We start from the raw sequence: 13,170 nt of genomic DNA, 5'->3' as shown, positions 1-13,170 counted from the left end.
CCGCTGCCGCTCCACCAGGGGGAGGTGTATCAGCGCAGGAGCGGCAGCACCTCACCACCGAGCCGTCGTACGTTCTCCTCCGTGGCGACCAGGTCGCCCGACCCCTCGACCAGCAGCGCGAACCGGCGGATCCCGGTGCGCTCGGCGGTCGCCGCCAGCCGGTCGGCGCACAGCCGCGGCGATCCCACCGGATGCAGCTCGCACAGCAACTCCGCATAGGCGACCGGGTCGCGCATCCGGCGCTCCCGGCCGTCGACCGTCACATGCGCCTCGAGACCCTGCCGCAACCACCCGGGCATCGCCTTGGTGAGGATCTCGGCCGCCGCGGGGCGGTCGTCCGCGATCTGCACCACCCCGGCCGAGACATGGCGCGCCGCCACCGCCTCGACGTCCTCCGGTGAACGGCCCGCCTCCAGCGCGGACTTCCGCCACAGGCCGACCACCTCGGCCTTCTCCTCGTCCCCGCAGTGCATGCCGAGCAGCATGGGCAGCCCGCGCTCGGCGGCCAGCCGCACACTGGCGGGGGAGGTGGAGGCGACGACCACCGGCGGGGCGTCCACCGCCTGCCCGCCGAGCGCGTCGTCGGGGCGCGGCACCACCGCCACCTCGCGGAAGGCGAACCGCTCACCGTCCGCCCCCACCCGTGGCTCGCGCAGCCAGCGCAGCAGCAGATCGAGTGATTCGGGGAAGCCCCGCTCGTACGCCCGCAGCCCCGAGCCGAAGACTTCCAGGTCCACCCAGGGGCCGCCACGGCCGACCCCGAGGGTGAACCGGCCACCGGAGAGGAGATGGAGCAGTGCCGCCTGCTCACCCAGCGCGACGGGATGCGCGGTCGGCAATACGCTCACCGCTGTACCGACGCCGATGCGGCGGGTACGTCCCAGCAGGAGCGCGGCGAGGGTGACCGCGGACGGGCAGACGCCGTACGGAACGAAATGGTGCTCGGCGACCCAGACCGCGTCCAGCCCCGACTCCTCGGAGAGCTCGGCCGACCGCACCGCCCGGTGCAGCGCCTCCTCCTGTCCCTGGCCTGGGAATTGAGCGGCCAGGATGAAAGCCCCCACATCCATCGTGATCCCTGCCTCCTTGTCGCGGCTGATGTGCCGGCGCGGGCATCCCCCCTCGTAGGCATTAACGCCTGACACGTGCCAAGGGCACGGCCAGGCATGAATTTTTCATGATGATCAGAGGGTGAGTGTGGACGACGACTTTCCAGGACGGTGACCGTAGCGCGTACGCTGGTCACAGCCCGTTAGTCACAGTTCTGTCGAGGTGCCCCGTGTCTCCACGCCGAAACCGCCCGCGAGGCGGCGAGAAGCCCGTCGGCCACGAGAGCGCGGATCGCTACGGCCTCGATCGCATGGAGACCTGGCAGGGCGAGGAGTGGGTGGTCCGGCAGGTCGGCGGCGGGGCCGCCGCCAAGCACTACCGCTGCCCGGGCTGTGACCAGGAGATTCCGCCGGGGGTGGCGCATGTGGTCGCCTGGCAGCAGCACATGGGCGCGGACGACCGGCGCCACTGGCACAAGGCGTGCTGGGGCGCACGGGACCGCCGGGGCGCCAAGCTCCAGCGGTCCCGTAACGCACCGCGATACTGACTCGGGCCCCGGCCTTCGGGCGCTGACCCTCGGGCCCAGGCCCTCGGGCCCCGACCCTCGAGCCCCGACCCTCGGGCCCTGGCCTCCGCAGAGGCTACGGAGCGCTACACATCCCGCTTCTCCAGCAGCGCATACGCGGCGATCATCGCCGCCGCCGTGACCACGGCCAGCGCCGACAGCTGGGGCCAGCCGCTGTTCAGGCTCTCGTCGATGCGGAAGAGGGAGGCCAGCGACTGCGGCGAGGAGTACTCCAGCATCTTCGTCCCCAGGCCGCGCAGGCTGTCCGACATCATCAGGAACGCGGGGAGGATGGCCGGCAGCAGCACCACACCGAGCATCGTGGTGATCGCGCCCGCGGAGTGCCGCAGGATGGCTCCGACGGCCAGCGACAGCAGCCCCAGCAGCGACACATAGAGCCCCGCGCCGATCGTCGCGCCCAGGATCTGGTCACTCGTCGGCTCCGTGACCTCCGGCCCGCTGTGCATCCCCATGCTCGCGTAGGCCACCAGCGCGAGCGAGACGGTCGTGGTGGCGAACGAGAGGGCGAAGAAGACCAGCGCCTTGGCGGTGAGCACCCGTGAGCGCTGCGGGGAGGCGGTGAGGGTGGTCCGGATCATCCCGGTGCCGTACTCGGAGGTGATCACGAGCACCCCGAGCGTGACGATGCACAGCTGACCGAGCAGCGTGCCGAAGAACCCGGGGAGGGTGGTGGGGAGGGTGCGGTAGTCGGCGTCGTTCGTGGTCGCCGACACCAGGAGTCCGATGCCGATCACCAGCGCGACCAGGATGCCGAGCGTCCAGATCGTGGAGCGCACCGACTTGATCTTGGTCCACTCGGAGGCGAGGGCGTTGCCGAGGTGGGTGCGCCGGACCGGGATCGGCGAGGTGTACGGGCCCATTCCGGCGTACGGCCGCGACGGGGGCCCGGAGGGCACCGGCTGCTGGTACGCCTGGGGCGCGGGGTGGTGGGGTGCTTGGTGCGGGGCTGCTTGGTGCGGTGCCGCTTGCTGCGGGGCCGGCTGGTGTGGGGCCTGAGGCGGCATCTGCGGGGCTGCCTGAGGGGCGGTCTGGGGAGGACCCTGCGGAGGGCCCTGGGGGGCCTGCGGGGCCTGCGGAGGGACGGGCGCCTGGGACTGGTGCTGGTACGGGGTCGTCATCGGGCGTCGTCCTCGTTGTCGCTCTTGGTCAGATCGGCGGGGGCCGGGGGCGCCGCGGGCGGCTGAGCCGGGGGAGCGGGGGGAGCCGGAGGCGGCGTCGCGGGGGCGGCCGGAGTGGGAGATGCGGCAGGGGCAGGTGCGGCAGGGGCAGGTGTGGCGGGCATGGCCATGCCCGGAGCGTGCGGCTGCGGCGGGGCCGGCGGTTCGGCGTACCCCGGCAGTACCGTCCCCGGCGGGAAGCCCATAGGCGCGCCCTGTGCTCCCGGAGCGCCCGGCGCATAGCCGTACGGCGCGCCCTGCGGCCCCGCGCCGGGCATCTGCTGCTGCAGGGCGGCGCGCTCGTCGGCGGTCGAGCGGAAGTCCACCGCGCCCTGTGTCATCCGCATGTACGCCTCTTCCAGCGATGCCTGGTGCGGGGAGAGCTCCCACAGCCGGACGTCCGCCCCATGCGCCAGATCGCTGATGCGCGGCAGCGGCAGCCCGGTCACCCGCAGCGCGCCGTCCTGCTCGGGGAGCACCTGGCCGCCCGCCTCGCTCAGCGCGGCGGTCAGCTTCTCGCGCTGCCCCGGGTCGCCCTCGGGGGTGCGGACGCGGGCGAAGTCCGCCGAGTTGTAGGAGATGAAGTCCTTGACGTTCATGTCGGCGAGCAGCTGACCGCGCCCGATCACGATCAGATGGTCGGCGGTGAGCGCCATCTCGCTCATCAGATGGCTGGAGACGAAGACGGTGCGGCCCTCGGAGGCCAGCTGCTTCATGAAGTTGCGGACCCAGAGGATGCCTTCGGGGTCCAGGCCGTTGACCGGCTCGTCGAAGAGCAGCACCTGCGGGTCGCCGAGGAGGGCGGCCGCGATGCCCAGACGCTGCCCCATGCCGAGCGAGAAGCCCTTGGAGCGCTTGCGCGCCACGTTCTGCAGGCCGACCACGCCCAGTACCTCGTCGACCCGGCGGGCCGGGATCCCGGACAGCTGGGCCAGGCAGAGCAGATGGTGACGTGCGCTGCGGCCGCCGTGCACCGCCTTGGCGTCCAGGAGCGCGCCCACCTGGCGGGGGGCGTTGGGCAGCTTGCGGAACGGGTAGCCGCCGACCGTGACATGGCCTGCGGTGGGCTCGTCGAGGCCCAGGATCATCCGCATCGTGGTGGACTTGCCCGACCCGTTGGGCCCGAGGAATCCGGTGACGGCGCCGGGCCGCACCTGGAAGGACAGGTTGTACACGGCCGTCTTGGCGCCGTAGCGCTTCGTCAGACCGACTGCCTCGATCATTCTCCGCCCCTCATGAGCATGGGTCGGGCGTGCTCGCCCCCGGTGAGGGTTAGGAGGATAACCGGGGTGTTGACGGTTCCCGCTATTCGGGAGATGTGAGCGCACCGTAACTCTTGGGGCCTGCGGAGGCTGTGGGGGCTGCGGGGCTTTTGGTGCGTGCAGGGCTTGCGGGGTCTCTGGGGGTGCCGGGGGTGCCGGGGGCGTCGGGGGCGTCCGGGTCGTCGGGGGTGCTGGGGGTGTCGGGGGAGTCGGGCTTGTCCTCCGGGCAGCGGAGGAGGTCGGGCTGCGGCATCGCCCAGCCCTCCTCCTGGAAGATCCGGGTGCCGGCCTTCCGTACGGCGGGGTCCGCGCCGGCGCGGGCCACCCAGGTGCCGGGATCGGGCCCGAGGAGTTCGCGCAGCCGGGGCGAACCGGCGAGCAGGCGGCTGAGCAGGGCGCTCTGGTCGCCGCCGCCGGGGAGGGGCCGTTCGGTGCCGTCCGGGGACATCAGCACTCCGCGCTCGCCGACGTAGAGGTACGCGCCGCCGAGGCGCTCGCCGGACGGCATCACCATCGGGTACTCCGTGCCGGACAGCAGGACGCGGCGGTAGTTGGGGTACTCGGTCGCGTCCACGGCCGCCAGCTGCTCGGTGTCCAGCCAGCTGATGACGAGGGGGGTACGGGCTCCTGGGGCCGTGTACGGGGCGGAGGCCACATAGCCGTACCGGGCGATGTGGGCCGAGCAGCCGACCGCGATGCCGTGCACGTCGACCGGGACCATGGGGACGGTGGCCGGGTGGCCGGGGCGGGACAGCTTGTGGTGCAGCTGGGCGGGGGAGGCGTTGGAGCCGACCGCGATGAGGGGGTGGCGGGTGGCGGTTGGGGGGTGGCCGAGGGTGGTGAGGAGGGTGTCGAGGGGATGCGTTGGGCTTTCCTCCGGCCTTTCCTCCGGCCTTTCTTTCGGCCTGCCCATCGGGTCTTCCTCCGGCCCGTCCTCCGGCCCTTCGCCGGGGCTTGTGTCTACTGCCCAGGTGCCCAGGCGGCCGCCCGGTGTTGTGGGGGTGAGATTCCACAGCTCGCCTGCGGTGAGGAGGGTGGGGCGGGTGATGGGGCGGCCGGGGTAGGTGAGGGGGTGTTTGGCGGGGATGTCGGTGAAGCCGAGGGTGGGGAGGGTGCGGTCGGTCACGGAGGGGTGTCTCCCCTGCCCCGCCCCTTCCCGAAACCGGGCCCCCCGGCCTGGCCCCGGCCGGGGCTCCGCCCCTGGACCCCGCTCCTCAATCGCCGGAGGGGCTGGGTTTTCCCACGCGCCGGGGGCCGGGGCGCCCGGGCTCCGCCCTGGGCCCGTGCGGGGGCTCCGCCCCCGGACCCCCGCTCCTCAATCGCCGGAGGGGCTGGTTTTGCTCACGCCCGGAGGGGCTGGGTGATGCGCCGGGTTGGGCGCGGCGCGGCCGGAACTATGCGCGGGGTCGGGCGGGACGCCGGAACTGCGCGGGGTTGGGCGTGACGCCAGAACTGCGCGGGGTCGGGTGCGGCGCGGGAACTGCGCGGGGCTGGGTGCGGGGCCGGAACCATGTGCGGGGTGCGGCGCGGGAACTGCGCGGGGTCGGGTGCGCGGCCGGAACCATGTGCGGGGTGCGGCGCGGGAACTGCGCGGGGTCGGGTGCGCGGCCGGAACCATGTGCGGGGTGGGGCGCGAGGCCGGGACTGCGCGGGGTTGGGTGTGAGGCCGGAACCATGTGCGGGGTTGGGTGCGCGGCGCCGGAACTGCGCGGGGCTGGGGTGCGCGGCCGGAACCATGTGCGGGGTTGGGCGGGACGCCGGGACTGCGCGGGGTGGTCCGAACTCAGGCCGCCCGCCCCAGATATGCGCGTGCCCCGCGCCGCGGTTCGCGGCGCGGGGCATCGTACGCTCCGTTGGGGCCTCGGGTCACCGGGACTGCTGGGCCGGGACGCCGCGGGTGGCCGCCTCGTCCTCGCCCGGGGCACCGGCCGCGGCCACCGCCGCACCGGTCAGCGTGGCCAGCATCTCGCGGACGTTGGTCAGCTGGGCGTTGATGCTGTCGCGGCGGTTGGTGAGGGCCGCGAGCTCGCGCTCGGATTCGCTGCGGATCCGGTCGGCCTTGGCGTTGGCGTCGGCCACGATGTCCTCGGCCTGGCGCTGCGCGGTCTCCACCGTCTGGCGGGCGCGGCGCTCGGCGTCGGTGCGCAGCTTCTCGGCCTCGAGGCGCAGCTGCTCGGCGCGGTGCTCGATCTCCGCGAGCCGCTTCTCGGCCTTGGCCTGACGCGAGGCCAGGTCGCGCTCGGACTGCTCGCGGCGCTTGGCGAGGTTGGTCTCGAAGTCGGCGGCGGCCTGCGCGGCCTTGGCGCGGGTCTCCTCGAAGAGGGAGTCCGCCTCCTCGCGCTTGGACTGGGCGTCCTTCTGCGCCTCCTGGCGCAGCGTGGTCGCCTCGCCCTTCGCCTTCTCGACGATCCGCGCGCCCTCGTCCTCGGCCTTCGCCTTGCGCTCGGCGGCGAACGACTCGGCGTCGTTGCGGACCTGCTGGGCGGCCGACTCGGCCAGCTCACGGTGCTGTTCGGCGGCGCGCCGAGCCTCCTCGCGCAGATCCTTCGCCTCTTCCTCGGCGAGACGGAGGATCTTCTCGACCCGGGCGCCGAGCCCCGCGTAGGACGGCTCCGAATCGTTGATCTGGGCCTGAGCGTTCTGCGTCTCGAGGTGCAGCTCCTCGATGCGCTTTTCCAGAGAGGTGATACGGGCCAGTGCACTGTCACGGTCGGCGACGAGCTTGGAAATGCGGTCGTCCACCTGACCGCGGTCGTACCCACGCCGCACGAGCTCGAAGCCGAAGGGGGAGGAAGTGTCGCTCATGGGGTTCCTGTCGAAAGAGACCGGTGAGGTGATAGAGGGAATCCTAGGGGTCCGAGCGGCGTGTCATCGAGTCAACGTCTGTTTGATCTGCAGAATGTCCAGCCTTTTGAGTGGCAGTAAGACGGAGACCTCGTCACTCGTCGGGATGATACGGACATGCCGTGATGGACGCAGACCGACGCGAGAGTTACGCGAAATTGACGCGGACGGGCACAGCCGACCCTCGTCCCCCGCATACGGTTACCCCTCCGACCGCTTTCCACTCCTCGTCGCACCCGCGCCCGCCGCTGTCTTGACTCCGTTGTTCTCCTTGCCGCCCGCGCCACCCGACGCGGGGGTCTCGAAGGATTCCAACGCCTCTAGCACGTCCTGGACACGGGAGATCTCCGCGTTGATGTCCTCGCGGCGCCGCTTGAGCAACTCCAGCTCGCGCTTGCCCTCGTCCACGATCTGCTGCGCCTCGTCCGTGGCCTGGTTACGGAGCCGCTCCGCCTCCCGCTCGGCCTCGGTCTTCTTCTGCTCGGCCTCCTTGAGCAGACCCTCGGCCTTCTTCACCGCCGCGATCCGCACCCGGCTCGCTTCGCTCTCCGCCTCCGCGACCAGCGACTTGGCCTTCTCCTCAGCCTTCATCAGCTGCGCGGTGGCGGCCGCGACCAGCTTGTCGACCCGCTCGCCGGTGGCCTTCATCTGCTCCGCGGACTCCCGGCGGGCCCGCTCGTGCAACTCCTCGACCTCGGCCTCGGTACGAGCGCGCAGCTCCTCGGCGCGCTCCCGGATGGCCGTGGCGTCGCCCCGGGCCTCGCCGAGCATGGTGTCGGAGTCCGTACGGGCCTTCTCCACCATGGCGTTGGCCTCGGCCGTGGACTCGGCGATCAGCCGGTCGGCCTCCTGGCGGGCCACGCCCACCATGGTGTCGGCCTGCTCCTCGGCCGCGGTCGCCGTGCGCAGCGCCGCCTCCCGCGCCTCGGAGGTGAGCCGCTCGGCCTCCGCCGAGGACTCGGTGACCAGCCGGTCGGCCTGCTCGGCGGCGTCGGAGCGCCGCTTGTTGGCGTCCTCGCGCGCCCTGTCGACCAGCCGGTCCGCCTCGGCCTGCGCCTCGTTGCGGATCCGCTCCGCCTCGGCCGCCGCCTCGGTCTCGATCCGCTCGGCCTCGGCCCGGGTGCGCGCCGCGTGCTGCTGCGCCGAACCCACGGTCTCCGCGGCCTCGCCGCGCAGCCGCTCCGCCTCCGCGCCGGCCTCCGCGTGCAGCCGCTCGGCCTCGCTGCGGGCCTCGGCGACCAGCCGGTCGGCCTGCTCGGCCGCCTCCGAGCGGATGTTGTTGGCGTCGCCGCGGGCCTGGGCCCGGGTGCGGGCCGCGTCCTGCTCCGCCGTCGCCCGTGCGTCGGACGCCTCCGTGCGCAGCGCCTGCGCCCGCGCGGTGGCCTCCGAGACCAGCCGCTGGGCCTCCTCGGTCGCGCCGCCGACCAGCGTATCGGCCTGCTCGGCCGCCTCGGCACGCGTCTTGTGGGCCGAACGGCGCGCCTCGTCGAGCGTTTCGTTGGCCTCCGCGCGCAGCCGCTCGGCCTCGTGGGTGGCCTCGGTGACCAGCCGGTCCGCCTGCTCGGCGGCCTCGGCGCGGCGCCTGCCGGCCTCCTCGCGGGCCTGCTCGGTCAGCCGCTCCGACTCGGCGATCGCCTCGGCGACCGTGCGCTCCGCGAGCGACTTGGCGGCCTCGGACTCCTCCTGGGCCTCCCGCCGCATCCGCGTGGCGTCCTGCGAGGCGCGCTCCCGCTCCGCCTGGGCGTCCGCGCGGACCCGGTCGGCCTCGCCCTGCGCCTCGCCGCGCATCCGCTCCGCGGCGTGCTCCGCGGCCGTGCGCAGCGCCGTGATGTCCTGCTCGGCCTGCTCGTGCAGCCCCGCGACCGAGTCCCGCACCTGCTGTGCGGTCTGCTCGGCGGCGGCCACCAGATCGGCCGAGCGCCGCTCGGCCTCCTCGACCAGCCGCTGCGCCTCGGTCTGCGCCTCGGAGACCCGGTTCCGGGCGGCGGCCAGCAGCTCCTCGCTCTGCTCCCGGGCCGCGGTCCGCTCCTCCTGCGCCTCCTCGCGGGCGTCGGCGAGCAGCTCCTCGGCCTCGCGGCGGCGGCGGGCCGCCTCCTCCTGGGCGGCGGCCAGGGCCTCCGCGGCCTCGGCGCCGATCCGCTCGGCGGCGCTCGCCGCCTCCGCCCGCACCCGGTCGGCCGTCTCCTGGGCCTCCGAGCGCAGCCGCTCGGCCTCCGCGGCGGCCTCGCCGCGCAGCCGTACGGCCACCGACTCGCCCTCGGCGCGCGCGTTGGACGCGTCCGCGGCGGCCTCGTCGCGCAGCCGTACGGCCTCGTCCTCCGCCTGCTGGCGCAGCGCGTTCAGCCGTTCGGCGGACTCCGTGCGCTGCCGCTCGATCTCCTCGGCGGTCTCCTTGCGCAGCCGCTCCGCCTCGGTGCGGGCGTCCCGCAGCGCCTCGTCGGCGGAGGAGAGCCGCTGCTCGGCCTCCTGGTGCAGCCGGTTCAGCTCGCCCTCGGCCTCGGAACGGCGGTCCTCGGCGGCCCGCTCGGCCTCCTCGCGCAGCTCCTCGGCCGCGACGGACGCCTCCGACTTGACCCGCTCGGCCTGTTCCTCGGCCGAGGTCACCAGCTCCTCGGCCTCGCCGCGGGCCCGCTTCAGCAGCTCATCGGCCTGCCGGCGCAGCGCGTTGGCCCGCTCGATGGCCTCGGTGCGCACCCGCTCGCTCTCGGCGGTGGCACCCGAGCGGGTCTCCTCCGCGTCGGCCTTCGCCTTGGTCAGCAGGTCCTCGGCGGTGCTGGCCGCCTCCTCGATCTGCTGGACCGCCTCCCGGCGCGCCTCGGTGCGGATCCGCTCGCCCTCGGCGACCGCCTCCGACCGGAGCTGCTCGGCCTCGCCGCGCAGCCGGCGGGCCTCCTCCTGCAGCTCGACGGTCTTGGCGCGGTACTCCTTGGTGTCGTCCTTCGCCGTGCCCTTGAGCTGCTCGGCCGTGTCGTGCGCCTCGGCCCGCAGCCGGTCCGCCTCTTCCTCGGCCTCGCTCCGGATCCGCTCGGCCTCGTCGGTGGCCGCCTTGGTGGTGGCCTGCGCCTGCTCCGAGGCGCGGGTCAGCACCTCCTCGGCGCTCCGGGCCGCCTTGGCCAGCTGGGCCGCCGAGTCCTCGGCCGCCCTGGCCCTGGCGTCGTCGCCCGCCTCGGCGACCATCCGCTCGGCCTCGGCGCGGGCGTCGTCCCGCAGCTGCTCGGCCTCGGCCCGCAGCCGCTCGGCCTCCTTGGTGGCCTCGCCGACCAGCCGGGCGACCTCCGCCTTGGCGGTACGGGTGCGCTGCTCGTTGTCCGACTCGGCGGCCGCGACCCGCTTGGCCGCCGCGTCCTTGGCCTCGGTGACGACCTTCTCGGCCTCGCTGCGCGCCTCGCGCAGCGCCTGCTCGGCCTCCTGCATCCGCTGCTCGGCGGCGCGGGTCTGCTCGGCCGCGTTACGCCGCGCCTGGTCCGCCTCGGCGGCGGTGGTGGTGCGCAGCTGCGCCGCGTGGTCGGTGGCCTCCTGGGCCTGGGTGCCCGCGTTGGTCAGCAGCCGCTCGGCGTCGTTACGGGCCCGGCGCAAGATCGCCTCGGCCTCGGCACGGGCGGCCTCCGCCTCGGAGCCCAGCCGCTGACGGGCCTGTTCGGTCATGCGCTGCGCTTCGGCGCGCGCCTCGGCCAGGGCCTGCTCGGCCTCCGTCCGGGACTCGTCCATGAGCCGGCGGGCCTGCGCCTCGGTACGGGCCCGCAGCTGCTCGGCCCAGGCCACGTTCTCGTTGACATGCGACTCGACGGTGGCGCGGCGCTCGGCCAGCTCCTGGTCCAGCCGCTGACGCCGGGCCACGGCCTCGGCGTGCAGCTCGGCCTCCAGCCGGGCCTGCCGCTCGGCCTGCTCCTGGAGCAGTCGCTGGGTCTGCGCCCGCGTTTCGCGCAGCTCCCGCTCGGCGTTGGCGCGCAGCTGGTCCGCCTGGAGCTGGGCGTCCCGCAGCAACTGCTCTGCCTGGTAGCCGACGTTGGCGCTGTCGTAGGCGGGGCGGGCCGCCAGGTTGCGGCGCGCCTCATGGAGCTTGGCGCGCAGCACCTCGACTTGGTAGCCGAGGTCGTCGGCGTGCTGGACGGCCTTCTCACGCTCGGTCTTCAGCCGCTCCATCTCGGCTTCGAACTTGGAGAGCTGATCGTCAGGCTCGTAGCGGTCGTAGCCCCGCACTGCGCGGTCCCATCCGTCCCCTGGTCGCATTGGCGGCCGGCTCCGTCACCCTCGTGGTCCCCCGTGGTCCCTTGCGGTGCCCAGGGGTTCCTCGACGGTTCCCTTGCGGTACCGACCAGGCGAAGTGCGTGCCGGGTCGGACCGGAGCTGGCCCTTCCGAAGAAATGGTGTCAGATCATCGGCGAAGCCCGGGCCGGACCCCGATCCCTTTCCGATTCCGTACCCCGGCCGATGCTGCACTCTACCGGCCGGGGAAGGGGTAGGTCAGTGGTCCGCTTCAGTGATCCTCTTCGCCCTTGTGGGCGGCGGGGTCCGCGGCGGTGACGAGCTCGGTCAGCACACCGTGACAGTCCTTGGGGTGGAGGAAGGTGATCCGGGAGTCCATCGAGCCGCGGCGGGGCTGTTCGTAGAGGACCCGGACGCCCTTGTCGCGGATGGCCTCGGAGTCGGTGTCGACGTCCGCGGTGCCGAAGGCGATGTGGTGGACGCCCTCACCGTTCTTGGCCATCCACTTGCCGACCGCGGAGTCCTCCCGGATCGGCTCGAGAAGCTGCAGGTACGAGGCCCCGCCGTCGGAGGTCTCATTGATCTTGAGCATGGCCTCGCGGACGCCCTGCTCCTCGTTGATCTCGGAGTGGAACACCTCGAAGCCGTACGTGGCACGGTAGAACTCAACAGTCTTGTCGAGATCGAAGCAGGCGATCCCGATGTGGTCGATTCTCGTCAGCATGGGAACAGTGCACCGCCGCACAGCCGGTTACGCAACGTGCGCGCGATCACACCGATGGGCCGGTGACCGCGCGGGTACTCGTCAGTACATTGACGATAACCCTCGTTAACTTCCTTCTCCTCGTGAAGGGGACGCACCAATGACTCGTACGACCTCTGTGATGGTGGCGGGCGCCCGGACGCCCATGGGACGGCTGCTCGGCGGCCTGCGCCCGTTCTCCGGCGCGGACCTGGGCGGAATCGCGATCAAGGCCGCGCTGGAGCGGGCCGGGGTCGGCGCGGAGCAGGTGCAGTACGTGATCATGGGGCAGGTGCTCCAGGCGGGCGCCGGGCAGATTCCGGCCCGGCAGGCGGCGGTCAAGGCCGGCATCCCGATGAGCGTGCCCGCCCTCACGATCAACAAGGTCTGCCTCTCCGGGCTGGACGCGATCGCCCTGGCCGACCAGCTCATTCGCGCGGGCGAGTTCGACATCGTGGTCGCGGGCGGCCAGGAGTCCATGACCAACGCCCCCCATCTGCTGCCCAAGTCCCGTGAGGGCTACAAGTACGGCGCGATCGAGATGCTCGACGCGATGGCGCACGACGGGCTGACCGACGCCTTCGAGTCCATCGCCATGGGCGAGTCCACCGAGAAGCACAACACCCGGCTGGGCATCCAGCGCCCCGAGCAGGACGAGTTCGCCGCCCAGTCCCACCAGCGGGCCGCGGCCGCGCAGAAGAACGGCCTCTTCGACGCCGAGATCACCCCCGTGGAGATCCCGCAGCGCAAGGGCGAGCCGGTGGTCTTCGACAAGGACGAGGGCATCCGCGGCGAGACCACGACCGAGCTGCTGGGCCGGCTGCGCCCCGCGTTCGCCAAGGACGGGACGATCACGGCGGGCACGTCGTCGCAGATCTCGGACGGGGCCGCCGCGGTCGTCGTGATGAGCAAGGCCAAGGCCGAGGAGCTGGGGCTGGAGTGGATCGCCGAGATCGGCGCCCACGGGAATGTGGCGGGACCCGACAACTCGCTCCAGTCCCAGCCGTCCAACGCGATCGCGCACGCCCTGGGCAAGGAGGGGCTGACGGTGGACGATCTCGATCTCATCGAGATCAACGAGGCGTTCGCCGCGGTCGCCGTGCAGTCCATGAAGGATCTAGGTGTTTCCCCCGAAAGGGTGAATGTGAATGGGGGCGCGATTGCCCTCGGCCACCCCATCGGGATGTCCGGTGCGAGGATCGCGCTGCATCTCGCGCTGGAGCTGCGACGGCGTGGGGGCGGGACCGGGGCGGCGGCGTTGTGCGGTGGGGGTGGGCAGGGGGACGCGTTGATCCTGCGGGTGCCGGCGGGGGAGTAGGCGGT

9 protein-coding genes are annotated in these 13,170 nt (G+C 73.0%); 2 read left to right on the top strand and 7 right to left on the bottom strand.

The window, feature by feature from the left end:
- Positions 1-29: 29 nt before the first annotated feature.
- Positions 30-1,070, bottom strand: a complete 1,041-nt coding sequence (locus J8403_RS14985) for an LLM class flavin-dependent oxidoreductase (protein ID WP_211123627.1) — start codon at positions 1,068-1,070, stop codon at positions 30-32.
- A 209-nt stretch (positions 1,071-1,279) separates the two neighbouring features.
- Between J8403_RS14985 and J8403_RS14980 the strand changes: the two genes are divergently transcribed.
- Positions 1,280-1,597 (top strand): ATP/GTP-binding protein, encoded by a 318-nt coding sequence (locus J8403_RS14980; protein ID WP_211123626.1) that lies wholly within the window; start codon positions 1,280-1,282, stop codon positions 1,595-1,597.
- Positions 1,598-1,701: 104 nt separating this feature from the next.
- Here J8403_RS14980 and J8403_RS14975 read toward each other — a convergent pair whose 3' ends face one another.
- From J8403_RS14975 to mce, 6 genes are all read right to left on the bottom strand, one after another.
- Positions 1,702-2,532, bottom strand: a complete 831-nt coding sequence (locus J8403_RS14975; RefSeq protein ID WP_246585849.1) for an ABC transporter permease — start codon at positions 2,530-2,532, stop codon at positions 1,702-1,704.
- A 218-nt stretch (positions 2,533-2,750) separates the two neighbouring features.
- Positions 2,751-4,016 carry an ABC transporter ATP-binding protein gene (locus J8403_RS14970; RefSeq protein ID WP_211123624.1) on the bottom strand — a complete coding sequence of 422 codons (1,266 nt, stop codon included), beginning with the start codon at positions 4,014-4,016 and terminating at the stop codon, positions 2,751-2,753.
- A gap of 82 nt (positions 4,017-4,098) precedes the next feature.
- Positions 4,099-5,181 carry a hypothetical protein gene (locus J8403_RS14965; protein WP_246585848.1) on the bottom strand — a complete coding sequence of 361 codons (1,083 nt, stop codon included), beginning with the start codon at positions 5,179-5,181 and terminating at the stop codon, positions 4,099-4,101.
- Between the two features lie 740 nt (positions 5,182-5,921).
- Positions 5,922-6,860: a coiled-coil domain-containing protein gene (locus tag J8403_RS14960; protein ID WP_078643689.1), complete on the bottom strand. Its 939-nt coding sequence runs from the start codon at positions 6,858-6,860 to the stop codon at positions 5,922-5,924.
- A 240-nt stretch (positions 6,861-7,100) separates the two neighbouring features.
- Entirely contained in the window at positions 7,101-11,129 is a 4,029-nt protein-coding gene (gene scy, locus J8403_RS14955) for a polarized growth protein Scy (RefSeq protein WP_281427922.1), read from the bottom strand.
- A gap of 247 nt (positions 11,130-11,376) precedes the next feature.
- Positions 11,377-11,829, bottom strand: coding sequence for a methylmalonyl-CoA epimerase (gene mce, locus J8403_RS14950; protein ID WP_059147653.1), 453 nt, complete (start codon positions 11,827-11,829; stop codon positions 11,377-11,379).
- A 157-nt stretch (positions 11,830-11,986) separates the two neighbouring features.
- Between mce and J8403_RS14945 the strand changes: the two genes are divergently transcribed.
- A complete protein-coding gene (locus tag J8403_RS14945) occupies positions 11,987-13,165 on the top strand; it encodes an acetyl-CoA C-acetyltransferase (RefSeq protein WP_211128253.1) in 1,179 nt (392 codons plus the stop codon).
- Positions 13,166-13,170: the final 5 nt, after the last annotated feature.

It is taken from the genome of Streptomyces yatensis (assembly GCF_018069625.1).
Lineage (GTDB): Bacteria > Actinomycetota > Actinomycetes > Streptomycetales > Streptomycetaceae > Streptomyces > Streptomyces yatensis.
This window is presented reverse-complemented; position numbering and strand designations above follow the sequence as displayed.